The sequence below is a fragment of the Mycobacterium sp. DL99 genome, assembly GCF_004762045.1.
Lineage (GTDB): Bacteria > Actinomycetota > Actinomycetes > Mycobacteriales > Mycobacteriaceae > Mycobacterium.
The window spans coordinates 3222106-3246361 of sequence record NZ_SJOM01000007.1; the positions used below are offsets into that span (position 1 = coordinate 3222106).

27 protein-coding genes are annotated in these 24256 nt (G+C 65.9%); 15 read left to right on the forward strand and 12 right to left on the reverse strand.

Annotated elements, in window-relative coordinates; translation table 11 throughout:
• The first annotated feature begins 82 nt into the window (after window positions 1–82).
• The gene (locus tag EYZ64_RS15800) at window positions 83–409 is read left to right on the forward strand and encodes a YnfA family protein (RefSeq protein WP_135460043.1); all 327 of its coding nucleotides are present in this window, start codon (window positions 83–85) and stop codon (window positions 407–409) included.
• 3 nt (window positions 410–412) lie between these two features.
• Here the strand turns inward: EYZ64_RS15800 and EYZ64_RS15805 are convergent, their stop codons facing one another.
• Window positions 413–1300 (reverse strand): SCO6745 family protein, encoded by an 888-nt coding sequence (locus EYZ64_RS15805; protein WP_135454585.1) that lies wholly within the window; start codon window positions 1298–1300, stop codon window positions 413–415.
• Between the two features lie 8 nt (window positions 1301–1308).
• Complete coding sequence (locus tag EYZ64_RS15810) at window positions 1309–2025, reverse strand: FadR/GntR family transcriptional regulator (protein WP_135454587.1); 717 nt, start codon at window positions 2023–2025, stop codon at window positions 1309–1311.
• Window positions 2026–2148: 123 nt separating this feature from the next.
• Here EYZ64_RS15810 and EYZ64_RS15815 point away from each other — a divergent pair, with 123 nt between their 5' ends.
• Both EYZ64_RS15815 and EYZ64_RS15820 read left to right on the forward strand, forming a co-directional pair.
• Window positions 2149–2664, forward strand: coding sequence for a gluconokinase (locus EYZ64_RS15815; RefSeq protein ID WP_135454589.1), 516 nt, complete (start codon window positions 2149–2151; stop codon window positions 2662–2664).
• Window positions 2661–4103, forward strand: coding sequence for a GntP family permease (locus EYZ64_RS15820; protein WP_135454591.1), 1443 nt, complete (start codon window positions 2661–2663; stop codon window positions 4101–4103). The genes EYZ64_RS15815 and EYZ64_RS15820 overlap by 4 nt, the downstream gene beginning before the upstream one ends.
• Before the next feature lie 62 nt (window positions 4104–4165).
• Here the strand turns inward: EYZ64_RS15820 and EYZ64_RS15825 are convergent, their stop codons facing one another.
• From EYZ64_RS15825 to EYZ64_RS15835, 3 genes are read right to left on the reverse strand one after another with little or no spacing between them, the layout of a single operon-like run.
• The gene (locus EYZ64_RS15825) at window positions 4166–4660 is read right to left on the reverse strand and encodes an RDD family protein (RefSeq protein WP_135454593.1); all 495 of its coding nucleotides are present in this window, start codon (window positions 4658–4660) and stop codon (window positions 4166–4168) included.
• Window positions 4661–4669: 9 nt separating this feature from the next.
• Complete coding sequence (locus EYZ64_RS15830; RefSeq protein ID WP_167857850.1) at window positions 4670–5464, reverse strand: DoxX family protein; 795 nt, start codon at window positions 5462–5464, stop codon at window positions 4670–4672.
• A 47-nt stretch (window positions 5465–5511) separates the two neighbouring features.
• Window positions 5512–6333: a serine hydrolase family protein gene (locus EYZ64_RS15835; protein WP_286174963.1), complete on the reverse strand. Its 822-nt coding sequence runs from the start codon at window positions 6331–6333 to the stop codon at window positions 5512–5514.
• 50 nt (window positions 6334–6383) lie between these two features.
• Here EYZ64_RS15835 and EYZ64_RS15840 point away from each other — a divergent pair, with 50 nt between their 5' ends.
• From EYZ64_RS15840 to EYZ64_RS15875, 8 genes are all read left to right on the forward strand, one after another.
• Entirely contained in the window at window positions 6384–7082 is a 699-nt protein-coding gene (locus tag EYZ64_RS15840; RefSeq protein ID WP_135454595.1) for an MBL fold metallo-hydrolase, read from the forward strand.
• Between the two features lie 44 nt (window positions 7083–7126).
• Window positions 7127–7945 carry an acyl-CoA thioesterase domain-containing protein gene (locus EYZ64_RS15845; RefSeq protein ID WP_135454597.1) on the forward strand — a complete coding sequence of 273 codons (819 nt, stop codon included), beginning with the start codon at window positions 7127–7129 and terminating at the stop codon, window positions 7943–7945.
• Between the two features lie 421 nt (window positions 7946–8366).
• Complete coding sequence (locus EYZ64_RS15850) at window positions 8367–10001, forward strand: ABC transporter substrate-binding protein (RefSeq protein ID WP_286174964.1); 1635 nt, start codon at window positions 8367–8369, stop codon at window positions 9999–10001.
• A complete protein-coding gene (locus EYZ64_RS15855) occupies window positions 9998–10921 on the forward strand; it encodes an ABC transporter permease (protein WP_135454600.1) in 924 nt (307 codons plus the stop codon). Before EYZ64_RS15850 ends, EYZ64_RS15855 begins: the two co-directional genes overlap by 4 nt.
• 1 nt (window position 10922) lies before the next feature.
• Window positions 10923–11789 carry an ABC transporter permease gene (locus EYZ64_RS32235; RefSeq protein ID WP_135454602.1) on the forward strand — a complete coding sequence of 289 codons (867 nt, stop codon included), beginning with the start codon at window positions 10923–10925 and terminating at the stop codon, window positions 11787–11789.
• Window positions 11786–13495, forward strand: a complete 1710-nt coding sequence (locus EYZ64_RS15865) for a dipeptide ABC transporter ATP-binding protein (RefSeq protein WP_135454604.1) — start codon at window positions 11786–11788, stop codon at window positions 13493–13495. The genes EYZ64_RS32235 and EYZ64_RS15865 overlap by 4 nt, the downstream gene beginning before the upstream one ends.
• A complete protein-coding gene (locus EYZ64_RS15870; protein ID WP_135454606.1) occupies window positions 13492–14862 on the forward strand; it encodes an LLM class flavin-dependent oxidoreductase in 1371 nt (456 codons plus the stop codon). Before EYZ64_RS15865 ends, EYZ64_RS15870 begins: the two co-directional genes overlap by 4 nt.
• On the forward strand, window positions 14859–16076 hold the full coding sequence (locus EYZ64_RS15875; RefSeq protein ID WP_135454608.1) for an acyl-CoA dehydrogenase family protein: 1218 nt from the start codon (window positions 14859–14861) through the stop codon (window positions 16074–16076). The genes EYZ64_RS15870 and EYZ64_RS15875 overlap by 4 nt, the downstream gene beginning before the upstream one ends.
• Here the strand turns inward: EYZ64_RS15875 and EYZ64_RS15880 are convergent.
• The 4 genes from EYZ64_RS15880 to EYZ64_RS15895 form a co-directional block, all read right to left on the reverse strand.
• Window positions 16067–16570, reverse strand: a complete 504-nt coding sequence (locus EYZ64_RS15880; RefSeq protein ID WP_286174965.1) for a GtrA family protein — start codon at window positions 16568–16570, stop codon at window positions 16067–16069. The two genes, EYZ64_RS15875 and EYZ64_RS15880, sit on opposite strands and share 10 nt — an antisense overlap.
• Window positions 16567–16794, reverse strand: a complete 228-nt coding sequence (locus tag EYZ64_RS32775) for a hypothetical protein (RefSeq protein ID WP_502702971.1) — start codon at window positions 16792–16794, stop codon at window positions 16567–16569. Before EYZ64_RS32775 ends, EYZ64_RS15880 begins: the two co-directional genes overlap by 4 nt.
• Window positions 16795–16888: 94 nt before the next feature.
• Complete coding sequence (locus EYZ64_RS15890) at window positions 16889–17353, reverse strand: hypothetical protein (protein WP_135454610.1); 465 nt, start codon at window positions 17351–17353, stop codon at window positions 16889–16891.
• A 41-nt stretch (window positions 17354–17394) separates the two neighbouring features.
• Window positions 17395–18753: an aromatic ring-hydroxylating oxygenase subunit alpha gene (locus EYZ64_RS15895; protein WP_135454612.1), complete on the reverse strand. Its 1359-nt coding sequence runs from the start codon at window positions 18751–18753 to the stop codon at window positions 17395–17397.
• A gap of 172 nt (window positions 18754–18925) precedes the next feature.
• On the opposite strand from EYZ64_RS15895, the gene EYZ64_RS15900 reads away from it, so the two are divergent.
• Genes EYZ64_RS15900 through EYZ64_RS15915 form a run of 4 tightly spaced genes read left to right on the forward strand, consistent with a single transcriptional unit; the run spans window position 18926 to window position 21281 of the window.
• On the forward strand, window positions 18926–19399 hold the full coding sequence (locus EYZ64_RS15900; protein ID WP_135454614.1) for a hypothetical protein: 474 nt from the start codon (window positions 18926–18928) through the stop codon (window positions 19397–19399).
• A 19-nt stretch (window positions 19400–19418) separates the two neighbouring features.
• Entirely contained in the window at window positions 19419–20036 is a 618-nt protein-coding gene (locus tag EYZ64_RS15905; RefSeq protein WP_135454616.1) for a TetR/AcrR family transcriptional regulator, read from the forward strand.
• 35 nt (window positions 20037–20071) lie between these two features.
• A complete protein-coding gene (locus EYZ64_RS15910) occupies window positions 20072–20905 on the forward strand; it encodes an EamA family transporter (RefSeq protein ID WP_135460047.1) in 834 nt (277 codons plus the stop codon).
• A 19-nt stretch (window positions 20906–20924) separates the two neighbouring features.
• Window positions 20925–21281: a hypothetical protein gene (locus tag EYZ64_RS15915; protein WP_135454617.1), complete on the forward strand. Its 357-nt coding sequence runs from the start codon at window positions 20925–20927 to the stop codon at window positions 21279–21281.
• A gap of 2 nt (window positions 21282–21283) precedes the next feature.
• On the opposite strand, the gene EYZ64_RS15920 is transcribed toward EYZ64_RS15915, so the two are convergent.
• The 3 genes from EYZ64_RS15920 to EYZ64_RS15930 are packed head-to-tail and all read right to left on the reverse strand — an operon-like array spanning window position 21284 to window position 24200.
• Entirely contained in the window at window positions 21284–22129 is an 846-nt protein-coding gene (locus tag EYZ64_RS15920; protein ID WP_135454619.1) for an ABC transporter permease, read from the reverse strand.
• The gene (locus tag EYZ64_RS15925) at window positions 22126–23001 is read right to left on the reverse strand and encodes an ABC transporter permease (RefSeq protein WP_135454622.1); all 876 of its coding nucleotides are present in this window, start codon (window positions 22999–23001) and stop codon (window positions 22126–22128) included. The genes EYZ64_RS15920 and EYZ64_RS15925 overlap by 4 nt, the downstream gene beginning before the upstream one ends.
• Window positions 23002–23006: 5 nt before the next feature.
• The gene (locus EYZ64_RS15930) at window positions 23007–24200 is read right to left on the reverse strand and encodes a polyamine ABC transporter substrate-binding protein (RefSeq protein ID WP_135454624.1); all 1194 of its coding nucleotides are present in this window, start codon (window positions 24198–24200) and stop codon (window positions 23007–23009) included.
• Window positions 24201–24256 lie beyond the last annotated feature (56 nt).

Genomic DNA, 24256 nt, shown 5'->3' on the forward strand with positions numbered 1-24256 from the left:
GCGCCGCGAGCGTGCGGGTATGCCGGCGACACGCCGCGCTGGTTTCGATTTTTGCGCACGTTCACGGCACGCTGGGGTGGTGATGGTAGCCAAATCGATCGCACTGTTCGTCCTCGCCGCGGTACTGGAGATCGGCGGGGCCTGGCTGGTGTGGCAGGGCGTGCGCGAGCATCGCGGTTGGATGTGGATGGGCGCCGGGGTGATCGCGCTCGGCGCCTACGGCTTCGTCGCGGCGTTCCAGCCCGACGCCCATTTCGGTCGGGTGCTGGCCGCCTACGGCGGGGTGTTCATCGCCGGTTCGTTGTTGTGGGGCATGGCCGCCGACGGTTTCCGGCCCGACCGCTGGGACGTCACCGGTGCACTCGTGGCCCTGGCCGGCGTCGGTCTGATCATGTACGCCCCGCGCTGACCGTCAGCCCAGATGGGCGCTGTCGTCGTCGAGGTCGTCGCGGTTCAGACCCATCGGCGTGGCGGCCGGAACGTCCCCGGCGGCCACCACCTGCCGGGTGATCGGCGTCAGCACCCGGAACAGGGTGGTGATCTCGGCGTCGGTCAACGCATCCAGCGCACCGAGGGCCAGGGCATCGGTGCGGTCCTCGATGGCCTGCTTGATGTCTCGGCCGGCGTCGGTGAGGTCGCCCCCGTCGTCCAACCAGCCACGCGACCGCAATCGCTCGACGTATTCCGCCCACTGCTCGTCGTCGTAGTCGCGGCCGCGCATGATCATCTCGCGCGGCACCCGCCCGGCCGCGGCGTGCAGCACATTGCATTCCCGGCCGCTGATGCCCTCGGCGACCAGCACCGCGATATGGCCGTCGCCGCGTTGCTCACGCAGCAGGGTGACCGCGTGCCAGAGTTTGGCGACCGGTTCGTCCGGCCACGGCAGGGCCCGGTTGGCGGCGTAGAGCGGCCGGCCATCCAACGGCGCGGTGCGGGCGGCCTTGGCGGTCAGCTCGGCCGCGAGGCGCGTGGACTCTGAGTCAGTCACCCCGGAGCGACGCAGCGCCGCGACCGCCGAGTCCGACCGCACCTGCAGAAGCCTTGCCGGACTTGCCTTGTCCCAGGCCGCGGGCAGGGCCCTGGACACCCGCTCGGTGGTGAAGTTGTAGAAGGCCGCGGCGACGACTTCGGGCGGCACGATGCCCAGCGGGGCTGAGCGGGCGCCGAAGTACCCCATCCAGAAGCCGGGGTAGCCCAAGTCCGCGAATGCCGCGAGCGATTCCGGGGCGAAGTAGGTGACCCCGTGTACCGGCTCCAGCCGGTCGAAGAAACGACGTGCCAATGCCGGAGAACGACCCATACATCTAGTTAAGCATCGGGTCCGTCGCCGTCGATCACCGCGGTGGCGGCCTCGTCGATGATGGCCCGCATCGCCCGTTCGGCGGCGTCCTCGTCGCGCAGCCGTATGGCCCGGGCCACCTCGTCGTGCAACGCGATGGCCGCCGGGTTGGGGGAGTCCGGCATCAGCCCGTGCTGGGTACGTCCGGCCAGGACCTCGGCCACGACGTCGTTGAGTGCGCGGAACATCTCGTTGCCGCTGGCATCCAGGAGTGTCTGGTGGAAAACCTTGTCGGCCAACAGGTATGCGTCGAGGTTGCCGGAACGCCCGTGCACCACCATGTCCGAGACCGCAGCGGCCAGGATTCGGCATTGATCCGGGTTGGCCCGCCGCGCGGCGAGTGCTGCGGCGGCAGGTTCAAAACCTCGCCGAAGTTCCGACAGTGATGCCAGCAGCGCGGCTCGGTCACCGGCCTGCAGGCGCCAGCGGATCAGTCTGGGGTCGAACACATTCCACTTGCGCGAGGGCTGGACGGTGATCCCGACCCGGCGCCGCGATTCCACCATGCCCATCGACTCCAGCACCCGGATCACCTCGCGGGCGACACTGCGGGATACCTCGTGCTCGGTGCTGAGCCGGTCCAGGGTCAGCACCTGGTCAGCCGCCAGCTCGCCGGAGACGATTCCGGTGCCGAGCGCGGTGAGCACGCTGACGTGCAGCGCGCCGACGTTTGAGGGCGAGGACACGGTTACATCCTGTCATATCCGGTGGCGGGAGGTTAATAAACAGATGTAATCGAGATTCGCTTGCAAACGTATGCTTTTTAAGCCAGGATGTGTGACGGCAGACACATATTGTGAGGCGGATGTATGGGTTCACCAGTCGTGGTCATGGGCGTATCGGGGTCGGGCAAGTCGACCGTCGGCGCCGCGCTGGCGCAGCGGATGCGGGTACCGTTCGCCGACGCCGACGACTTTCACCCCGCCGCCAACATCGCCAAGATGTCTGCCGGCCACGCCCTCGACGACGACGATCGCAACCCCTGGCTGGAATCGATCGGTGAGTGGCTCGCCGAGCACCACGACGGCGGTGTGATGGGTTGCTCGGCGCTCAAACACAAGTACCGCGACCAATTGCGGCGGCACTGCGCCGATGTGGTGTTTCTGTATCTGAGCGGATCCGCCGAGGTGATCCGCCGGCGCCAGGCCAGCCGACCGGGGCATTTCATGCCGGCCGCGCTGCTGGACTCCCAATTCGCGACGCTGGAGCCGCTCAGTCCCGACGAGGCCGGTATCGCCATCGACGTGGATCAGAGCATCGACGCCATCGTCGATGAATATGTGGCCCGATCCGCCACTGCGACAACAGAACAGGAGAACCGATGACCTCGGCGCTCACTCCGCTCGCGGCCGGGACGGAACTGGTTGAACCGGTGGCGGGCGGCGCGCAGCTGGTCCTGGCCGCATTGGCCGGCATCGCCCTGATCGTCGTTCTCATCACCGTCGTCAAACTGCATCCGTTCCTGGCCCTGATCTTCGGCGCGCTGACCGTGGGCATGGCTGCGGGTGAGAACGTCAGCGACGTGCTCGCCTCGTTCTCCAGCGGCTTCGGTTCCACTGCTGCCAGCGTCGGGATATTGATCGCTCTCGGTGCGATGTTCGCCAAGCTGTTGGCCGACTCCGGGGGAGCGGACGAGATCGTGGACACCATCGTCGGGCACGCGTCACCGCGCGCGCTGCCGTGGGCAATGGCGTTGGTGGGCGCGGTCATCGGTCTGCCGATGTTCTTCGAGATCGGACTGGTGTTGTTGATGCCGGTGATCTACCTGGTGGCCCGTCGTTCTCAACTGTCCTTGATCACCGTCGGCATCCCAGCGCTCGCGGGCCTGTCGGCCATGCACGGATTCGTACCACCACACCCGGGACCCGTCGCCGCGATCTCATTGCTCGACGCCGACCTCGGTGTCACGCTGGCGCTGGGTGTGCTGGTGGCAATCCCGACGATCGTGGTGGCGGGTCCGCTGTTCGGCAAGTTGGCCGGACGATGGGTGGTCCTTGAGGTCCCCGACCGGTTCGACGCCTCGGACGCTCCGGGCCCGGACGCCGGCGGTGCCGCCGCCGGCACGACCACGACGACGACCACCGCCACCAAGGCGCGACCGACCTTCGGCATCACCATGTTCAGCGTTCTGCTGCCGGTGGCACTGATGATGGGCAAAGCCCTCGTCGACATCTTCGTGGACGACAAGTCGCACCTGCTGCGTCAGACGTTCGACATCCTCGGCCAGCCCTTGATGGCGTTGCTGATCGCGGTGGTGGTCGGCATGTTCACCCTCGGTGGCGGCGCCAAGATGACTCGAGACCAGATCGTGAAATGCATTGAGTCGTCGCTGCCTCCGGTGGCCGGGATCATTCTGATCGTCGCCGCCGGTGGCGGGTTCAAGCAGGTCCTGGTCGACACCGGCATCGGTACCCTGCTCGCCGAATGGGCCAAGGGCGCCAACTTCTCGGTGGTTCTGCTGGCGTGGGTGCTGGCTGTGCTGATCCGGTTGGCCACGGGGTCGGCCACGGTGGCCACCATCACCGCGTCGTCGCTCATGCTGGGCCTGGTCGAGGGGATGAGCACCGGGGAGGTGTCCCTGGTGGTGCTCGCGGTGGGTGCGGGCTCGTTGTTCTTCTCCCACGTCAACGACGCCGGATTCTGGCTCGTGAAGGAGTATTTCGGGATGACCGTGGGCCAGACCATCAAATCGTGGTCGCTGATGGAGACCACACTGTCGGTGGCGGGTCTGGTTTTCGTCCTGCTGCTGGGTCTGCTGATCTGAGCCGGCAACCGGAGCCCCCCACGTGGGGTGCCCGTGCGAACGGGCGCCCCACGCAACGGTTCTCAGCCCCGGACCACCTGTGTTCCGCCGGCGAGTTCGTCGTGCTTGCCCTGTTTGGTCGGGCTGCCGCTGATGGTCACCGCGATGATGATCATCGCGACGATGGCCAGGAAGCCGCCCACGAACGGGATGATCGTCAGCAGGGTGAAGGCGTTGCGAATCGCCGACTGCGCGGCCGTCGGCTTCGGCGCGTTGCCCGGACCGTGCACGGCGAGCCCGAGCATCTTCTTGCCGGGCGTCGCGCCCGTGGCCACCTCGAAAGCCACGTAATAGACGAACATCAGCAGTCCGGTGAACAGGCCGGTCACCCAGTAGTTCGACAGCGAGTCGGTGACGAACGACAGGAAGAACGCCACGATCATGACGAGGATGCCGTCGATCACCCGGGCAAACCAGCGCCGGCCCAGGCCGCCCGGGGTTTGCGTGCCGTAGGGCGGTGGGTAGCCGCCGGGTTGTCCGTACTGCCCGAATTCCGGTTGATAGTCACCCGTGCTCATGACACAACGCTACCGATCGCGGCGCTGGTCGAGTTGGGTTCGTGCGAGATCGGCAAGAGCGGCGGAGCGTTCCCGGGCCGCCTCAGCCAGTTCGGGTGCGCGTTCGCGGGCAACAAGGGCGAGCTCGCCGGCCCGCGCGCGGGCGGCGTCGGCCACTTCGGGTCCATGTTCGCGCGCGAGTTGGGCCAACTCGGCGGCCAATTCCGTCGCCCGTTCCACGGCCGCGTCGGCGAGTTCGCGGCCACGTTCGGCACCGACGGCCAGACCATGTCCGATCTTCTCGGCGATCGCGCTGTCGGCGATCGCGTCACCGCCTGCCGCCACACCGGGAACGGCGGCAGCGACACTGGCTGAGACCTGCCGCGCGGCACGGCGTCCACGCCATGCCAGCGACGGCTTGCCCGCGGTGTCGGCGGCCGCGATGATCAGGCCGCCCAGGAGGCTCACGTCGGTGAGAAACTCGCGACGTTGCGCCGCAGCGTGTTGCGGATCGGAATCTTTCAGGAATGCCTGTGAGCCAATGCTTCTTGGAATCATCGTGACGGCAAGCGCCGCCGCGGTCAGCCGGGGGGCCCGGCCGAGAGCCAGGAGCAACCCACCGGCCACCTGCACCGCCGCGTTGACCCGGGTAACCGCGTCGGCGTTGTTCGGAACCCCGGCCCCCACCGGGCCAGGTAGTGCACTCAGCGCGCCGAGTGTTCTGCGTGTCGTCTCGGCGGAGGTACTCGGATCGCGCAGGGTGTCGACACCTCGGGCGATGAACGTCGCAGACAACATGGGACGGGCGATTCGTCTGATCAACATGGGCTAGGAGTTCCCCTCGCCCGCCATGGCAAACCTGTCGGGTCAGGTCAGCGCCGCCCGGTCAGCAGCAGTTCGCTGAGGTGGGTGGTGGTCTGTACTCCGTCGTCGTAGCCGCCCTGATCGCCGAGCGCGTTCATGATCGCCAGCGTGTAGCGCTGCTGCGGCCCGGCGAAACCGACGCTGTTGACCACCCAGCCGCCCTGTTCGAGTGACCAGCCGTCCTTGTTGCCGGGGTTCATCGCCTGGCCGGCGCCCCAGACGCCCCACTGTTGGTTGGCGTCGACGTGCTGCAGCGCATCCACGATGCCCGCCGTCTCGGCCGGTGTGAGGCTGGTGAGGGTGTAGCTCATCAACCGGTCCAGATCCTCGGGCGTGGCCTTCTGGAAGCCCCAATACGGGTAAATCCGGCTGAACCCCCGCTGCGGTTGCAGCCCGGTCAGCCCGTAGGCCGGGAAATCGGCGTTGAACGCCTGGTGGTCAGTGCCGCTGTACCGGGCCCACAGGGTGTCGGCGGCATCGTCGTCCGAAGAGCGCAGCATCGCCGCAATGAGTGCCCGGTCCGAATCGGTCAGCGTCACGGTGCCGGCACGTTGTCTGGTCAGCAGGTCGACGACCATCCCGAGCTTGATCGTGGACGCCGTCCACACTTGTTCGCCGGCGTGGGCATTCCGGTAGACGCCACCCGTGGTGCGGTCGCGCAGAACGTAGCCGACCGTGCCGGGGCGGGTCGCCAGATAGGCGTCAGCGGCCGCGATGCGCTCGGCGAAGTCGCAATCCGTTCCGGTCGTGCAGGCCGCATTCGCCGACGGGACGGTGCTGCCGCAGGCGATGACGACGAGTACACAAAGACAGAACAGGAGGCGGCGCATAGGAGTAGCTTCGCAGGCGTGCGTCGCATGGTCGGCATCGACGGTGGGCGATGAATTACGACTGGGAAGAGTTGGGCGGGGGTGTGTGGCGCACCCGCCTTCCTTTTCTGGATGTGACGGTCGGACTCGTCAGTGGCAGCGCGCAAGCCCTGTTGGTCGATTCCGGCACCACATTGGCCGAGGCCCGGGGGATCGAGGCCGACGTTGCGGAGCTGACAGGACAACGAGTCGGCCATATCGTCCTGACGCACAACCATTTTGACCACGTCCTGGGCTGTTCATGGTTCAAGGACGCCGAAATCCATTGCACGCCAGAGGTTGCCGCCGCCATGGACTCCGGCCGGGCGCACCTGCGCGAGGATGCGATCCGCTACGGTGCCGACGCCGACGATGTCGACGCGGCCATCGCATCGATGCCGGTTCCTGTGCACCAAGTGTCGGGCGGCGATATCGATCTCGGCGGCCGGACCGTGAGCATCAGTCGTCCGGGCCGGGGCCACACCAGCCACGACATGATCGTCACAGTGCCGGACCGGCACACGGTGGTGTTCTGCGGTGACCTCGTCGAGCAGTCGGGTGACCCGGTTATCGACGCCGACTCCGACCTCGAAGCCTGGCCGGCCACCCTGGAGGCGGTGCTGGCCGCGGGCGGGGAAGACGGGGTGTTCGTCCCCGGCCACGGCGCAGTGGTCGACGCGCATTTCATCCGGCTCCAGCAGCGCTGGCTGAGCGCCTGGTCCACTTCGTGATCCCCGCCGACAAATTTAGTTAGCCCATATGCGACGATTCGCCGATGACCGAGGTTGACGCCCATTTCGTGCAGTCCGAGCAGGACAGGTTCCAGCCGACCCGCTTTGCACAGAGCCACTGGGGTGAAGATCATCTCAACGGCCCGGCGCTGGTGGGGCTTGCTGCCCGGGCGCTGGAATCAGCCTTCGGACTGCCCGAGTTTCTGCCGGCCCGGCTGACCGTCGACCTGTTCAAAGCCGCGCGTGGACTGCCGACGACGACGAAGGTGGCGTTGATCCGGGACGGTCGGCGGGTCCGCAACTCCGAATGCGAGCTGGTGCAGGACGGCGTGACCGTGGCGCGCGCGACGTTGGTGCAGTACCGGTTGAGTGCGCCCCCGCGGGGTGAAGAGTGGACGGCGCCCGCCCGGTTCGAACCGCCGGCCGCACTCGATGGGGACCGGACGACATATATGGGCAGTGATGCGGGTGGTTGGAGTCGCGCCATCGCCGAGCACCAGAATGCGTCCCGCAAGCGGTTCATGAACCGCACCATCACCGTGGTGCAGGGGCAGCCGAACTCGCCGTTCGTGCGGGCGGCAATGGCCGCGGAGGGCACCAGCCTGGTGACGAACCTGGGCACCGCCGGCGTCGGCTACATCAACGGTGATCTGACGGTCGCCTTGTCGCGCTTGCCCGGTGACGAGTGGATCGGCGTGCAGGCCGATTCGCATCTGGCCGCCGATGGTGTCGCGGTGGGCACATCGACGCTGTTCGACACTGCTGGGGCGTTCGGCACCGGCCTGATCACGGCCATCAGTAACCCGGCGGCTCAGATCGATTTCTCCGCCGACCCGTTTCCGGAGCGCACCGCGCCGAGATGACCGTGTGAGCGGCGTACCCCAATCGGGACGAGGTCCTCGGCTCGCCGCCACCGGCACCGGTTCGGTTGTGCGCTGACGCGTGCGATCTGGGCCACAAGCCGCAGGCTGGATCGGTCTGACCGGCCATCCCGCGGACCCACGTCTACGAGGAGTTTTCCCGAACCGCGATCACCGCGGCGACAGAACGTGTTGGTCGATTTCGTAGTCCTTTTTGATCGGCCCGATTTGATCTCTTGTATCCGGCTTTCTGGTTGGGCATCGTGGCGGAGCTTCTGTACCACCCTTTGACCCCTGAGCAGCGCTCGCTACATCACCGATCGGCACGGTCATCTCCACCGTGCTCGGCTGCCCGGTACTCGACGCTCTCCGACCGACCGAAAGTACGCATCACATGCCTCGTACCGCCCTTCGCCATGCCCTGATGACGTCTGCCGCAGCCCTTTCAGTTGCGCTGGTTGGTGCCGGTTGCGGTGGTGGGTCCGAGACCGCGTCCTCGGGTGACGGCGGTACGCCCGTGCGCGGTGGCTCCATCGTGTACGGCGCCGATCGTGAGCCCACCTGCCTGGATCCGCACAACTTCGGTGACATGCCGCAGACCTACGTTGCCCGGCAGTACCTCGACTCATTGGTGTCCGAACGCCCCGATGGATCGGTGGTGCCGTGGCTGGCCGATTCATGGACGGTGTCGCCGGACGGCCTGGTTTACACCTTCACGATCCGTTCCGGCGTGAAGTTCCACGACGGCACCCCCTTGGATGCCGCTGCGGTGAAGGCCAACTTCGAGCAGATCCTGGATCCGGCGACGCAGTCGCAGACCGATACGGGTTACCTGCGGCCGTACTACAAATCCTCGCGCGCGGTGAACCCCTCTACCTTCGAACTCACGCTGTCCTCGCCGTATTCGGCTCTGCTCCCGGTGCTTTCGCAGGCATTCTTCGGAATCGAGTCGCCCACGGCGATGGCCCGTGGGCTCGAGGCCAACTGCCAATCCCCGGTCGGCACCGGGCCATTCATCGTCAAGCAGTGGAACCGCGGCCAGAGCGTCGAACTGGACCGCAATCCTGACTACAACTCGGCCCCGCAGGATGCCAAGCACCAGGGTCCGGCCTATCTCGACCACGTCAGTTGGAAGTTCCTCGAAGACGGATCGGTCCGGTTCGCCGCGGTGCAGGGTCGCGATGCCGACATCATCTTCAACCCGCCGCCCCAGCAGAAGGCCGCGCTGGAAGCCGACCGCAACCTGGTCCTGCAGGCGTTCACCCATACCGGGCTGCCCAACGGCATCGCGCTGAACACCAGCCATAAGCCGTTCGACGACAAGGCTGTTCGGCAGGCCTTCATCCACGGCGCCAACGCCGAGGCCGCCGTCCGCAGCGCGTATCTCGGAGTGTTCGATTGGGAGCCGGGCCCGCTGTCGTCGACAACGCCCTACTTGCGTCCGGACTTGCGCGACCACTACGCGCACGACCCGGACAAGGCGAACGCCCTGCTGGATTCCGCGGGGTGGAACCAGCGTGACGCCGAGGGCTACCGGACCAAGGACGGCAAGCGGTTGACCGCTCAGTTGGTCTACTCGTCGGATCCGGGGGACACCCCGCCCGCTGATGTGACGCTGTTCCAGAACATCCAGGCCGCCGAGAAACAGATCGGCTTCGATGTGGTGCTCAAACCGCTTCCGGCCGACCAGTACTACGCGGCGTTCACCGACAAGGATGCCTATGACGGCCTGACCGGCGCGTACTGGAACAGCCCCACGCCCGCCGTGTTGTCGATCGTGTATTCCACCGACTCCCTCAAGGCTGCTCCGGGCAACAACATGTCCTGGGTCTCGGACCCCGAGATCGATGACCTGCTGCACCAGGCGGCAGCCTCGAACGACGTCGAGCAGCAGAAGAAGCTCTACGGCGAGGTCCAGCAGATCGTCGCTGAGAATGCCTATCACCTCGGGCTGTACCCCCAGACCACCCGCCTGGTCACCAAGAAGCGGCTCAAGGACGTCTGGATCGAGCCCTCGGAGGGTGAGCCGATACTGCACGACGCGTGGCTGGCGCCATGAGACGCATCCTGACCCGGATCGCCGGGATGATCGGAGTGCTCTGGGGCGCAGCGACATTGACATTCCTGGCTCAGCACCTGATGCCGGGCGACCCGGCTCAGACGATCCTCGGCGGTGCCGGCTCCAAACCCAGCCCCGAGCAACTGGCGGCGGTCAACGAGCAGTACGGATTCAACCGGCCGCTGCCGGTGCAGTACCTGGACTATCTCGGTGGATTGCTCCACGGTGATCTCGGGACGTCATATGTGCTCAAGCAGCCGGTGGCCGACATCATCGGGCAGCAGGTGGGCCCGACACTGGTACTGACGATCACTGCTTTGGCGGCCTCCTGGGCGATTGCGGTGGTGGTCACCCTGCTCACCGCCCATCGCAGTCGGGCGCTGGCCACGATCGGTTCCGGCCTGGAGATCTTCCTGGCGGCCTTGCCCCAATATTGGCTGGGCATAGTGCTGTTGGTGATCTTCGCGTTCCAGCTGCACCTGTTTCCGGTGGTCGGCGACGATGGCGTGGCCGGGCTGGTACTGCCGGCCCTGACCCTGGCGCTGCCACTGGCCGGTTTCCTCGGCCAGGTGACCCGCGACGAGTTCTCCTCGGCGATGGAGCAACCGTTCGCGGTGTCGGCGCGGGCACGCGGCATGAGCGACTGGGGTGTGCGCTGGCGACATGCGTTGCGCCACGCCGTGTTGCCCGGTTTGTCGTTGTCGGGTTGGGCTCTGGGGTCGCTGTTCTCCACGGCTGTCATCGTCGAGATCGTTTTCGTGCGTCCCGGTTTGGGCCGCATCCTGGTCGATGCTGTCTCCAAACAGGACATGCCGGTGGTGGTGGGTGTGACGCTGCTGGTCGCGTTGACGTACGTGGTGGCCAACCTGTTGGTGGACATCGCCTTCGTCCGTGTCGATCCCCGGCTCAGGAGGGCATGAGATGGCGGTGCGGATCGCCGATGAGCTCACCGCCGGAGCAAGCCTGCACGGCTGGAGCGGCAGGCGGATTCGGCCCGGGGTGTGGATCGCAGGGCTCTACCTCGCGCTGATGCTGGCCTGGGCGGCGGCGCCATCGCTGTTCACCAGCGAGTCGCCGTATGACACCGATATCGAAGCACCGCTGCAGGTTCCGTCATGGGACCACTGGTTCGGCACCGATGCCTCCGGGCGCGATATCTACACCCGCGTCGTCTATGGCGCCCAGAGTTCACTCGCGATCGGCGTGGGGGCGACCGCGCTGGCGCTGAGCGTTGCCATTGTGTTCGGCCTCGCCTCGGGGCTGGGCGGCCGGTTCACCGACGGTGCGATCAGCCGGTTCCTGGAGGTCGTGCTCGCGCTGCCGGGCATGCTCGTCGCGTTGTTGTTCATCGCAATGCTCGGCCCGGGCGCGGCCACCCAGATTCTGGCGGTGGCGATCGGCTCGGCCGCCGGCTATGCGCGGATGATCCGGGGACAGGTGTTGGCCGTCAAGGATTCCGGATATGTCAGTGCAGCAATCGCTCTCGGACACTCCCAACATCGCATCATCACCCGCCACATCTTCCCGAACGCAATGCGCCCATTGGTGGTGCTGGGAACCATGGGGGTCGGCCAGTCGATCGTGTGGGCGTCGTCGCTGAGCTTTCTTGGGCTCGGTGTCGCGCCGCCGGCGCCGGAGTGGGGCGCCATGCTCAACGCCGGGCGAGATTTCGTTTCCACCGCCTGGTGGCTGGAAGTGTTTCCGGGACTGGCGATCGTCGGCTGCACGCTGGCGGTCACCGTCGTCGGCCGCTATCTACAGCAACGTCTGGAAGGACGGCCGACATGACCGAGGTATTGCCGGAACGGGCCGAGCGGACTGATCGGAGGGTGGCCCGGTTGGTAGACGTCTCAGATCTCGAGGTCAGCTTCGGCACCGGGGGGAGTCGCCGCCAGGTGGTCCACGGGGTATCCCTGCATGTCGATGCGGGGGAATGCCTGGCCATCGTCGGAGAATCCGGGTCGGGCAAGAGCGTCACCGCGCGTACCCTGTTGGGCTTGACCGGCTCAGGCCCGAATGCTTCGCCGCAGGTGACGGCGAACCGGCTTGAGGTCGTGGGCGAATCGGTACTGGGATACCGCGACCGGGACTGGCGGGCCGTCCGCGGCAAGAAGGTCGGTTTCGTGTTGCAGGACGCCCTGGTGTCCCTGGATCCGCTGCGCAGCGTCGGCAGGGAGATCGCCGAGACATTGCGGCTGCATCGCTTCGGCAACCGCGCGCGGCGTGCTGCCCGGGTCATCGAATTACTCACCGCGGTAGGCGTTCCGGAGCCGCAGCTGCGGGCCCGGCAGCTCCCGCATGAGCTGTCGGGCGGTCAACGCCAGCGGGCGCTGATCGCATCGGCGATCGCGTTGGACCCGCCGCTGCTCATCGCGGACGAGCCGACCACCGCAGTGGATGTCACGGTGCAAGTCCAGATCCTCGGCCTGCTGGCAGAGATGAAGGAACGCGGCACCGGCCTCATCGTGATCAGCCATGACCTGGCTGTGGTGAGCCGGCTGGCCGACCGGGTGGCAGTGATGCGCAACGGACGAGTGGTGGAACAGGGGCCGGTGGCCGAGGTGCTCTCGACGCCCTCGCATCCCTACACCCGGTCATTGCTCGACGCGGTGCCCGCCGCGCATCGTAAGGGCACCCGGCTGTCGGATATGCCGCCGCGGCCCGTGCATCCCGTGCCTCGCAGCGCACCGCCCGCTGACGGGGTCCTGCTGCGCGCCGACGGTTTGGTGAAGAAGTTCACCGGCCCCGACGGCGTGGCCCGCACCGCCGTCGACGGTGTCTCGTTCAGCCTCGGGGTCGGCGAGACACTCGGCATCGTCGGAGAATCCGGATCGGGCAAGACCACCACGGCACGGTTGGCCCTGGCCCTGCTGGATCCCGACGAGGGCACCGTGCAGTTGGCCGGTGAACCGTGGAGCGAGGCGACCGAAGCTCAACGGCGGCCCCGGCGCCGCCGCATCTCGGTGATCTACCAAGACCCGCTCGGATCTTTCGATCCACGTTGGACGGTGCGCCGGATCATCGAGGATGCCCTGCCCGCCGATCGGTTCCCGGATGCCGACGCCCGCCGCCGTCGCACCGAGGATCTCCTCGCCGATGTCGGGCTCAGCCCGGAACACCTGGACCGTCGGCCGCTCCTGCTCTCGGGCGGCCAGCGTCAGCGGGTCGCGATCGCCCGAGCGCTTGCTGCCGAGCCGGACGTGATCGTCTGCGACGAACCGGTGTCGGCGCTCGACGTCACCATCCAGGCTCAGGTGCTGGATCTGCTCACCGACCTGCAGGACCGACTCAAGTTGTCCTACCTGTTCATCTCGCACGACCTCGGTGTCATCCACCACATGGCCGACCGGGTCCTGGTGATGCGTCAAGGGCGTGTCGTCGAGTCAGGCCCGGCTGCAGACATTTTCGACAATCCGCAGGATCCCTACACCCTTGAGCTGCTCGCGAGTCTCCCGACGGGCGAGCCCGAATCCGTTGCCGGAGGTTTACCATGACCCGCCAGATCGTGCTCAACGCGTTCGACATGAACTGCGTCGCCCATATTGTCGCCGGAACATGGCGGCATCCGGAGTCGCAGGCGGTGCGCTACAAGGACATCGACTACTGGCTGGATCTTGCCAAGGTGCTCGAGCGTGGTCTGTTCGACGGGCTGTTCATCGCCGATGTACTGGGCATCTATGACGTCTACGGCGGTGGTCCGGCGGCCGCGCTGCGCTCCGGTGCCCAGGTGCCGGTGAACGATCCGCTGCTCGTGGTACCCGCCATGGCCACTGTTACGAAAAACCTGGGGTTCGGCATCACCGCAGCCACATCGTTCGAGCATCCGTATTCGTTCGCCCGCCGGATGTCGACCCTGGACCACCTCACCAAGGGGAGGGTCGGCTGGAACATCGTCACCGGGTACCTGGAGAGCGCCGCGCGGAATCACGGCCTGGACACCATCACCCCGCACGCCGATCGATACGACATCGCCGACGAGTACACCGAGGTGCTGTACAAACTGTGGGAGGGCTCATGGGAGGACGACGCCGTCGGCGTCGATCCGGGCCGGGCCACCTATGCAGACCCGGACAAGGTGCATCCGATCGCCCATGACGGCGAGCATTTTCGAGTTCCGGGCATCCACCTGTGCGAGCCGTCGCCTCAACGCACACCGGTGCTCTATCAGGCCGGTGCATCCAACCGGGGCCGACAGTTCGGGGCTGAGAACGCCGAGGTGATCTTCATCGGCGCACCGACCAAGGAAATACTGCGTGAGGCGGTGGCCGACATCAGGGCCCGCGCTGCCGCGGCCGGGCGTGACCCCTATGACGTGAAGATCGTCAACGGCCATGTGGTGGTGACCGGGGCAACCGAACGGGCCGCCCAGGCCCGCTATGACGAGTTCCGCCGCTATACCGATCCTGAAGGCGCCCTTGCCCTGTGGTCCGGGTGGCTCGGAACCGACCTGTCGCGTTTCGACCTCGACGACCCGGTTGCGGTCACCGACAACGAGTTCCTCAAGTCCTCGGTGGAGATGTTCGGCCAGGGGCAGTGGACGCTGCGGGACTTCGTCGACGCGAAAGCGATCGACGCCGAGGGCGGATTCACCGTCGGCTCCCCGACCCAGGTGGCCGACGAGCTGCAGGAGTGGGTCGAGGAAACCGATGTCGACGGGTTCAACCTGACCAACGTGATCACCCCGGGTTCGTTCGTCGACTTCGTCGACCATGTGGTGCCGGAGCTGCAACGGCGCGGCCTGTACAAGACCTCGTATGACGAGGGAACCCTGCGCCACAAGCTGTTCGGCCGCGGCCCCCGCCTGCCCGAAACCCACCGCGCCGCCAACTACCGCCACGCCAACCAGGAGGCAATCCGATGACATCCACCACTGCTCAGCCCGTCACCTACGGATCCGATCGGCTCGCCAACCTGATCGCCGCGATCGGAGAGGGCGCGCTGGAGCGCGAGCGGACCGGCGAACGACCCTTCGCCGCAATCGATCTCGTTCGCGCCGAGCGGCTCGGCGCGCTGCGGGTGCCCAGCGCCGACGGTGGCGGCGGGGCGAGCCTGCGTGAACTGTTCGCCCTGGTCATCGAATTGGCCACCGCCGACGTGAACGTCGCACACATCCTGCGCGGACATTTCTCCCACGTCGAGGAGCGGTTGCGGCTCGATGCCGAGCAGCGCCGCCGGGTGACCGAGTTGGCGCTGTCCGGCGCGATCGTCGGTAATGCCTCGACCGAACTGGGCTCGACCCCGGCCGGTGGGTTCACCTGGCAGACCAAGCTCACCCGCGACGGCGACGGATATCGGCTCAACGGCAAGAAGTTCTTCACCACCGGCACGCTGTACGCCGACTACGCCGAGGTGCTGGCCAGCAATCCCGAGGGGGCGTCGGTGATCGCCCTCGTTCCCACCGACCGGCCCGGATTCACGGTGGTCGACGACTGGGACGGCATGGGGCAGCGCGCCACCGGAACCGGTACTGCCACTTTCGAGGACATCGCGGTATCCGCTGACGAGGTGCTGGAGTTCGCCCCGCCGAACGCCGACGACGAGGAGCAGTCGCTGTACCTGTCCGGCGCGTTCTTCCAGCTGTACGTGACGGCACTGGAAGTCGGTGTGGTGCACGCACTTCGCAATGATGCGGTGGCGCATGTGCTTCAGCGCCCACGCAGCTTCGCCTGGGCGCCGACCCCCACGGCCGCCGATGACCCACTGTTGCAGCGCGAGATCGGTGAGATCGCGGCCGCCGCGTACGCCGGGCAGGCCACGGTGCTGGCCGCCGCCGATGCCCTGGCCCTGGCGTTCGAAGCCGACACCGACGGGACCGACCCGGGCCTCGAACTCGCCCATGAGGCGTCCGCGCAGGCCGCGGCCGCCAAGATCGTGGTCGATGCACTGGCGCAGAAGGCGGCGGGGCAGATCTTCGACGTCGGCGGGGCATCGGTGGTGCGGCAGTCGCATCTGCTCGATCGGCATTGGCGCAACATCCGGACGCTGGCCTCACACAACCCGTCGTCGTACAAAGCGCAGGCGCTCGGTGCCCTTCACGTCCGCGGCACTCGGCTGCCGGGCAGTGGCTACTTCTGATCCGACCGGGCCCGCGGGCCGGCGGGATCAGCACGAAACACCACCCACCGGATCGCGCTGTACATGTACACCGCCTCGCAGCCGCCTGCAACGATCCGGGCCAGGTGGTACTCGACACCCACGGCCGCCAGCCCGCTGGATACACCCAGGATGAACGCCAGGTAGTTGATCACGACGACCACCAGGTACACCGTCAGTTGAGGACCGACAGCGGCGTGTGAGCGGAAGTTCAGTGTCCGGTTCAAGTAGTACGCGAGGCTGAAGGCACCGGCGTATCCCACGGTCACCGCGAGCGGTAGCGGAGCCCGGAAGAAGCCGTGCAGGACCGTCAGAATCGTGAGATCGACGCCGAAGGTGAAGGTGTTGATCACCACAAAGCCGAGGAATGTCGGGGCCACAAGAGAATTCAGAGGCGCCGGCAGGGCGTGCACTACCAGTACGCACAACCGGTGGAACCGCTCAGCGGTGGATACCCGGCTTCGTTCGTCTCTCACATGGACACCGTGGCATCGGAAGGTGTCAGGTGCGTGAGCGCCGAGCGAACTTCGATGGAGCCCTGGCGGTCCCGCGCATCAGTCCCGGTCCGGGCCGGGATGTATCTGATGTTCAGGCGGGTCAGCCCGCGCAGGATGAATGTGGGCAGATAGCGGTACTTGCGGGCGTCCGCAGGACCGTGCACCTCCTCGTCGATCCAGATGCGCTCGGTCCGGTCGAGCAATCGGTTCAGGCTGACCAGGCCTTCGGTGCGGACCAGCGGGTGTTGTCGGTGAAGAAGTCGATCGCATCGACGTCGCCGCGAGTGATTTCGATACTCACTCCGAGATCTCAACTCCCTCATAGCTGGTCAACATCTCGGTGTTGGGCAGCGCCATCTGCAGGTACAGATCGATATGACGGATCTTGTCCTCGGCGGTGAACTCGTATACCGAGATCGAGTTGACCACCGACTCGAAATCGCCCATCTTCGTGTGTTCCTCGAGTTCGAGGTACACCACACCGTCGACTTCGCTGACTCGCTTGAACAGGCCGTCCCACTCCGAGGCCGAGGCCCAGTTGGTCATGAAATCGGTGTACTCGTCCCAGTTCATCACCTCTTTGAAGTTGCCGATCCGTTCGAACTCGTCGACCGCGACCAGGGCCGCCAGCGGCGCCCAGCCGTCGATCCCGAACCCTGGCTGTTTTGCAGCGTTTACCAACTGCTTGGTAGTGACCGCGTACTGCACCACTGCGCGACAGCGGCCGGTGTAGTCGTCGACAACCTCATGGACGTGTTTCACGCAAAGTTCCTTCTCTGTGGTGGTTTTCGAGATCTGGTAGATCAGGACCCGGCGCCTGCGGCAGCGAGGTACTTGTCGACGACCGAATGGAAGTGCGCGATCACGACCTCTTCCTTGACCAGGGCCATGTGCTTCAGCGCGGTGTTGCGCAACCCGATCTGCTGGCGCGGCATCTGTTCGTAATCCTGTTGTAGCGCTTCGAAATACTTGTAGCTGCCGGCCTCGTCGACCACTATCGCCTCGGCGGCGAAAGCCGCCTTCATCTCGTCGGGCAACCACATGTAGCTGGCGACGTGCCAGATGCACCGGTTGGGGTCACCGTCCGGGTGGGGCAGAGACATGATGATCGTCGCCTCTCCGGCGCGGATGGTCATGAAGAAGTTCGGGAACCATACCCAGCCGTGGTTGTCGCTCATCTGGGCGTCGGTCAGCCCGCTGACGTCAAGCCCCATGCCGGTCAACGTGTCTCGTGTCGCTGTCTGCAGCAGTGTGCGGGCGGTGACCCCGTCGGGAAATGTCAGCGATCCGTCGTCGGCGCGGTACCCGGCGACGAGTTCGGAGAAGCGGGGGAGCACCGCGACGGTGGACGGGAACGTCTCAGGTAGGTCCATGATGCCGTCGACCTGTTGCTCCGGGGTGGCGCCGACGACGTCGAACGGGGCCATCGACACGCTGTGCTGGTCGAAGAACCGGTACCGGCTCGTGGCCGGGTCGATGTTGATCACCCGCAGTAGCTGCGGGTGGATGCCGTCGATGTGGTAGCCCTCCTGGAAGGCGTCCAGGACCACTTTCCAGTTGCAGTCGATGGCCTCGGTCACGTCCATCACGGTGACCATCTCGTCGAGGTGATACGGCGCCAGCATGGTCGCGACCTCCTCGCCGATGAAGTCCGCCAGGGGTTCGGCGGTCGGATCAGGATTGAGGAAGATGAACCCGGCGAATGTGCCCACCGAAACCTCGATCAGCCCGTGGGTGTCCTTGTCGATCGGTCCGGCCAGGGCCTCCCGCAACATTCCTTTGAGCCGCCCGTCGAGGTCGTACGACCACAAGTGGTACTGGCACAGGAAGCCGCGCTTGGCGTTTCCGCGGGCGTCACGGCACAGCACGTTGCCCCGGTGCCGGCATGCGTTCACGAAGCCTCGGATGGTGTCGTCCTTGCCGCGCACGACGATGTAGGACTGATCGAAGATCTGGTACTGCTTCCAGTCGCCGGCTTTGGTCAACTCGTCCGCCCGGCCGACCACCTGCCAGACTCTCTTCCAGATCGAATCACGTTCCTGAGCAACGAATTCCGGTGCGACATAGCGACTAGTCGGAATCTGCATCCGATAGGCATCGGGCGCGATGTCATCCAGGCCGGTGGCGTTCTCGACCCAATTTCCGGGGCGTGCTGTCGGCACGGGCGGACCTCCTCTATCGATCACTGGGCGGTGAGGTGCTGACGGCCGGTGTGCCCGGCCTTGTCGGCGCCAGGAAGTAGTTTGTGACTGCGATCACTACTATACATTTATGCATAGCTAATACAACGGTGCATATATCGGATCGAGTCATGGCGATCGGGGAGGTGTTCTGGTGCGGTCTCTGTTGGAGGTCATGGCCGAAAGTGCGGAGCAAGCGGTGATCTGGGCCGGCGGACTCATCTGTGACCGAGCACTTGAGGGTTGGGCGGTGGTCGTCTGGCTGCCTGAACTGGCCGCGACGCCGGCGCTGGAGATCGTTGGCGCCCAGACGCGGGTTTGCGCCCTGGATGCCGAGATGACCGGCGCCGGGGCGCCGCTGGTGCGGATTTCACAGGCTGGGGCTCCGCGGATTCAGACGTATGTCTGCGACGTGCCGGCCTCTGATGGCCCGCCGAGTGAAGGGATTTGCCTGGTGAGCGCTGACAGCGCATTTCAGCATCGACTCAGCGGTGCCGCGCGCGCCTTCAAGGCGCAGGCACTGAACGCCTGCGGAAGTCCCGCGGATGTCGGAAAGACGGAAGCCTTCCGACCCGCCGACCGGGGGTGGGTGGCGCGGCCGGCGGTCGCCGCCACGCCCGTTGGCTAACGTTTGACAGGATGGGGCCATGGCCGAACGCTGGACGAAGCAACGCCGCTTGGAACACACGCGCAACGTTCTGCTGGACGCTGCCGAAGAGGTATTTGCGCGCAAGGGGTTTGACGGGGCCGCGTTAGAGGACATCGCCGAGGTCGGGGGCTACACCCGCGGCGCCATCTACTCCCACTTCGGGAGCAAGGCGGAGTTGTTCCTGGCAGTGGTCGAACGACAGCGCCAACAGTTCCTCGACGGCTTCGCCGACGTCATCGCCACATTTCACAGACTCGACGATCTCGATGCCGATGAACTCGGTGACCGCTGGCGGGATCTGGTCGCCGCCGAGGGGCCCGACCGCGCCGTCCTCGGATGCGAGTACACCCTGTTCCTGCTGCGCAATCCCGACGCGCGGGAACGAGTGGCAGCACAGCGAGAGGAGACCGCTCGCGCCCTCGCCGACTACATCTCCAAGGGCGCCGCGCGCCTGGGCGGCCACCTGAGTATCCCGGCGCTGGACCTGGCCCGGGTCATTCTGGCCGCCAACGACGGCGTCACCCTCAACAGCCTGCTCGACGACCAGGCGGTCTACCGCCCGTTCCTTCGCATGGTTCTGGCCAATATCGTTGTCCCCAAGGGGAACAACTTGTGACCAAGACCGGACATCCGGCGCGCACCGGCGCGCTGATGGCCATGGCGTCCATGCTGTGCGTGCAGATTGGGCTGGCGGTGGCAGTCGGCCTGATCGATGACATCGGAGCCGAGGGTGCCGCGTGGCTGCGCCTGGCGTGGGCCGGTGTTCTGATGCTCGTGATCGTGCGGCCGCGCCCGTCGGCCTTCACCAAATCCGCATTCTGGACGTGCGTCGCGCTCGGTGTGGTCACGGCCGGAGTGACGATGCTCTTCATGGCGGCCCTGTCCCGGATCCCGCTCGGCACGGCCAGCGCGCTGGAATTCCTCGGCCCGCTCGGGGTCGCCGTTGCCCACGGGAAGGGGCGCAATCGGATTCTGTGGCCCGGGCTGGCAGCGGCCGGCGTGGTGCTACTCACCGAACCCTGGTCGGGCGACGTCGACCTCATCGGTGTGCTCTACGCGCTGTGCGCCGCACTGTGCTGGGCCTGCTACATCCTGCTCACGCAACGCGTCGGCGACGAGGTGGCCGGTATCCAGGGCTTGGCGGTGTCCATGCCGGTCGCCGGCCTGGTCGGCACCGCGGTTGTCGGGCCGTCGGTATTTCCTCAGTTGACACCGCAGTTGCTCTTGATCGGAGTGGGGCTCGCGATCCTACTGCCGGTGATCCCTTTCACCCTCGAGATGTCTGCGCTCCGGTATCTGAGCACCGCCGCGTTCGGCACGCTGATGGCCCTGGAGCCGGCATTCGCGATGCTGGTCGGTTTCGTTCTGCTCCACCAGGTCCCGGCTCCGGCCGCCGTGATCGGCATCTGCCTCGTGGTGGCTGCAGGCGTCGGCGCGGCGCGTACCGGAGCTCGTGCCACACCGGTCCCCGCCGAGATCGGCTGATCAGGTTACGCTGGCGCCAATGTCACGTGGAGTCTTCAATTCCCCAGTCGCCCGGTGGTTCAATGCGGCCGCCGTGGGCCTCACCCGAGTCCCGGTGCTCGGCCGATGGATCGGCCACGGTGTGGTGGTCATCCGGTACACCGGCCGAAGGTCGGGCCGCACGTTCGAGACTCCGGTTTCCGTGACGCGCGACGGCAACCAGGTGACCATCAACGTGATGACGCCGGACAGCAAGAACTGGTGGCGCAACTTCCTCGGCGGGGGCGGCCGGCTCACCTTGCTGAACCTGGACGGCAGTGACCGTGCGGGGCACGCCGTTGCCTACCGTGACGGCCAGGGCAAAGTGACCGTCACGGTGCAACTCGACGCACCCTGAGCTCAGGCGTCGATACGCTTGCGCCGGTACAGCGTTCCGACCATGAGCAACAACAGGCTCACCACCAGGATCGCCGTAGCCAGCACGTTGATCTGCGGGGGTACCGCGGCCTTGACCGCCGCGTTGACGTACAGCGGATAGGTGACCGTGGAGCCGCTGACGAAATAGGTGATGATGAAGTCGTCCAGGGACAAGGCGAACGACAACATCGCCGCGGCCACGATGCCCGGAACGATCAGCGGCAGCGTCACTTTGAAGAACGTTCTGGTCGGGCTCGCCCCGAGATCCATCGACGCGTCCTCGAGCGTCCAGTCGAAGCCGCGTACCCGGGCGCGCACCGTCATCGCGATGAAGCTGATCTGAAAGGCTATGTGGGCCAGCACGATCGTGGCGTAGCCGGTGGCCCAGTGCAGATCGAGGAACAGGGTCAGCAGCGACGCACCCATGACCACCTCGGGCGCGGTCAGCGGTAGCACGAGAAAGGTGTCGACCGCTTTCTGGCCGCGGAATCGTTGGCGCACCAGAGCGATTGCCACCAGTGTGCCCAGCACCAAGGCGATGGCGGTCGACACTGCGGCGACATTGAGGCTGAGCTTCAGCGCCTCGGTCAGTGCCGGGTACTTGAACGGGTGGGCCCAGTTGTCGAGGGTGAATCCCTGCCAGGTGTAGTTGAACTTGCCCGCCGGCTTGTTGAACGAGAACAGCACGATGACGAAGATCGGCAGGAACAGGTACAGCAAGACCAGACCGGCGACGATCCGCAGCGTCCAATCGCCCCACCTCGGTGATCCCTTGACCACCGTCGGTACGGCCGGGCTCGTGGCTTCCGCCATCGCGGTCGATGTCATACCAAGTCCTCCGTGCCCAGCGCCCGCGTATAGAGCAGCACCCCGACCAGGATGATCGCCATCAGCACCATGCTGAGGGCGGCGGCTGCCGGGTAGTCCTTGACCACCAGGAACTGCTTCTGGATCACGTTGCCGATCATGGTGGTCTGCGTGCTGCCGAGGTAATCGGCATTGATGAAATCGCCGGCCGCGGGGATGAACACCAGCATGCTTCCGGCCAACACACCCGGCATCGACAGCGGCAGAATGACTTTGGTGAAGCTGCGGGTGTTCGACGAGTACAGGTCCTTGGACGCCTCGATCAGGCGTGGATCGATCTTCTCCAGGCTCACGTAGAGCGGCAGGATCATGAAGATGATCCAGTTGTAGGTGAGGCCGCCGATCACCGCCCAGCTCGTCGAGAGCAGCCGGCCTTCGCTCGGCAGCAATCCGATGGCCCCGAGCGCGTTGACCACCACCCCGTCGTCGGCCAGGATCGTCTTCCACGCGATGGTGCGGATCAGGAAGGTGACGAAGAACGGCAGGATCACCAGGCCCAGGATCAGGTTCTTGTACCGGCCGGCCTTGAAGGCGATGACGTAGGCCAGTGGAAACGCCAGCAGCGCGCACAGCACGGTGGCGACGAATGCGTAGCCGAACGTCCGCAGGATCTGGTCCTGATACTCGCTGAATGCATGCAGGTAATTGCCGAAATTCCAGTCGAACTCGAGCGTCGGCAGATACACCGAACCGCCCGACGTCGACAACGAGGTGCGTGCCAATGAGAAGAACGGCACCACGAAGAAGATCCCGAGGTACACCAGGGCCGGCAGGATCATCAGATACGGGGCGATCTTGCTCCGCTGCCGGCTACTGGTGGCTACTCCCGCCATCGGCGTCAGCCTCCGGTCACTGCGGCGTAGAGACTGTTGAACTCCTGAGTCTGCTCGTCAGTGAGGGCCGACCACGACTTGAGCTTGGCAATGATGTCGGCGGGCGGGTTGATCAGCGGGTTGCTGGCCAGCTTGGGGTCGATCTTGGCCAGTTCGTCTGTCATGTCCGACAACACCGGAACGAACTGGGTGAACGCGATGAGCTTGGCGTAATTCGCCCGGTCATAGACGTAGTCGATCCACGCTTCGGCGGCCTTCTGGTTCTGTGTGGTGTAGGGGATCACCATGGTGTCGATGAACCAGTCGCCGCCGGTCTCGGGCACGATGAACTTCAGGTCCGGGTTGTCGGCCTGCAGCTGGACCACGTCACCCGAATACGCCTGGGCGACAGCGATATTGCCAGCCGCGAGGTCGTCGGCGTAGTCGTTGCCGGTGAACCGGCGGATCTGGCCCTTGTCCTTCTGTTCGCGGATGAAATCGACGGCTTTCTTGATCGCGTCGGTGGTCGGTTCCTCAACGGAGTTGCCCTGCCACTGCATGATCATGCCGAGCCCGTCCTGGGTGTCGGACAGCAGGCTGACCCGACCCTTGAACGCGGGATCCCACAGATCGTCGATCTTGGTGATGTCGCGTCCGGTGGCGGCGCGGTTGTACGCCAGGCCGACCATGCCGGTCATGTACGGCGCGGTGTACTTGCGTCCCGGATCGGCCTTCGAATTGAGGAGGTCTTGGCGCAGGTTCTTCTTGTTAGGGACCCGGGACTCGCTGATCTCGTTGAGCCACTTGAGTCCGGCGAGCCGCACCGCCATGAACTCGGTGGGCACGACGAGGTCGGAGCCGATGTCCTGCTGACGGGACAATGGTTCCTTGACCTTGGCGAACCACTGCTCGTTGTCGTTGAAATCTTCTTTGTAGTCCACCGTGAGACCGGTCTTGGTCTGGAATCCGGCGACGAACCCGTCGGCCATGTACAGCGGCCAGTTCGAGACGCGGAGGGTGCCGGTGGCCGGCGAGCCGTCGTCGGGTGCAGCCGAGGTGGCCGGAGCACTGGATTTCTCACCCGAGCTACAGGCGGCCAGGACCGAGGGCCCCAGCGCCAGTGCCGCCGCGGCAGCTGCACCGCCGCCCAGGAATCGACGGCGTGACGTGCGGTTCGCGGTAAGCCGGGCGAGCAGTCGGGGATCGAGGTTGTCGGGCATGGGCGACCTTTCGGGGAATTCGGGCGCTTTCCGTGAATGAGGGGTGGAGGCTGGCG

Coding starts and splice junctions, on each gene's coding strand:
- EYZ64_RS15840 (WP_135454595.1), top strand. CDS start 6,384: ATGAATTACGACTGGGAAGAGTTGGGCGGGGGTGTGTGGCGCACCCGC.
- EYZ64_RS15870 (WP_135454606.1), top strand. CDS start 13,492: ATGACCCGCCAGATCGTGCTCAACGCGTTCGACATGAACTGCGTCGCC.
- EYZ64_RS15875 (WP_135454608.1), top strand. CDS start 14,859: ATGACATCCACCACTGCTCAGCCCGTCACCTACGGATCCGATCGGCTC.
- EYZ64_RS15830 (WP_167857850.1), bottom strand. CDS start 5,464: ATGTTGATCAGACGAATCGCCCGTCCCATGTTGTCTGCGACGTTCATC.
- EYZ64_RS15930 (WP_135454624.1), bottom strand. CDS start 24,200: ATGCCCGACAACCTCGATCCCCGACTGCTCGCCCGGCTTACCGCGAAC.
- EYZ64_RS15920 (WP_135454619.1), bottom strand. CDS start 22,129: ATGACATCGACCGCGATGGCGGAAGCCACGAGCCCGGCCGTACCGACG.
- EYZ64_RS15915 (WP_135454617.1), top strand. CDS start 20,925: ATGTCACGTGGAGTCTTCAATTCCCCAGTCGCCCGGTGGTTCAATGCG.
- EYZ64_RS15835 (WP_286174963.1), bottom strand. CDS start 6,333: ATGCGCCGCCTCCTGTTCTGTCTTTGTGTACTCGTCGTCATCGCCTGC.
- EYZ64_RS32235 (WP_135454602.1), top strand. CDS start 10,923: ATGGCGGTGCGGATCGCCGATGAGCTCACCGCCGGAGCAAGCCTGCAC.
- EYZ64_RS15825 (WP_135454593.1), bottom strand. CDS start 4,660: ATGAGCACGGGTGACTATCAACCGGAATTCGGGCAGTACGGACAACCC.
- EYZ64_RS15820 (WP_135454591.1), top strand. CDS start 2,661: ATGACCTCGGCGCTCACTCCGCTCGCGGCCGGGACGGAACTGGTTGAA.
- EYZ64_RS15845 (WP_135454597.1), top strand. CDS start 7,127: ATGACCGAGGTTGACGCCCATTTCGTGCAGTCCGAGCAGGACAGGTTC.
- EYZ64_RS15865 (WP_135454604.1), top strand. CDS start 11,786: ATGACCGAGGTATTGCCGGAACGGGCCGAGCGGACTGATCGGAGGGTG.
- EYZ64_RS15925 (WP_135454622.1), bottom strand. CDS start 23,001: ATGGCGGGAGTAGCCACCAGTAGCCGGCAGCGGAGCAAGATCGCCCCG.
- EYZ64_RS15905 (WP_135454616.1), top strand. CDS start 19,419: ATGGCCGAACGCTGGACGAAGCAACGCCGCTTGGAACACACGCGCAAC.
- EYZ64_RS15805 (WP_135454585.1), bottom strand. CDS start 1,300: ATGGGTCGTTCTCCGGCATTGGCACGTCGTTTCTTCGACCGGCTGGAG.
- EYZ64_RS15815 (WP_135454589.1), top strand. CDS start 2,149: ATGGGTTCACCAGTCGTGGTCATGGGCGTATCGGGGTCGGGCAAGTCG.
- EYZ64_RS15910 (WP_135460047.1), top strand. CDS start 20,072: ATGGCCATGGCGTCCATGCTGTGCGTGCAGATTGGGCTGGCGGTGGCA.
- EYZ64_RS15850 (WP_286174964.1), top strand. CDS start 8,367: ATGACGTCTGCCGCAGCCCTTTCAGTTGCGCTGGTTGGTGCCGGTTGC.
- EYZ64_RS15800 (WP_135460043.1), top strand. CDS start 83: ATGGTAGCCAAATCGATCGCACTGTTCGTCCTCGCCGCGGTACTGGAG.
- EYZ64_RS15855 (WP_135454600.1), top strand. CDS start 9,998: ATGAGACGCATCCTGACCCGGATCGCCGGGATGATCGGAGTGCTCTGG.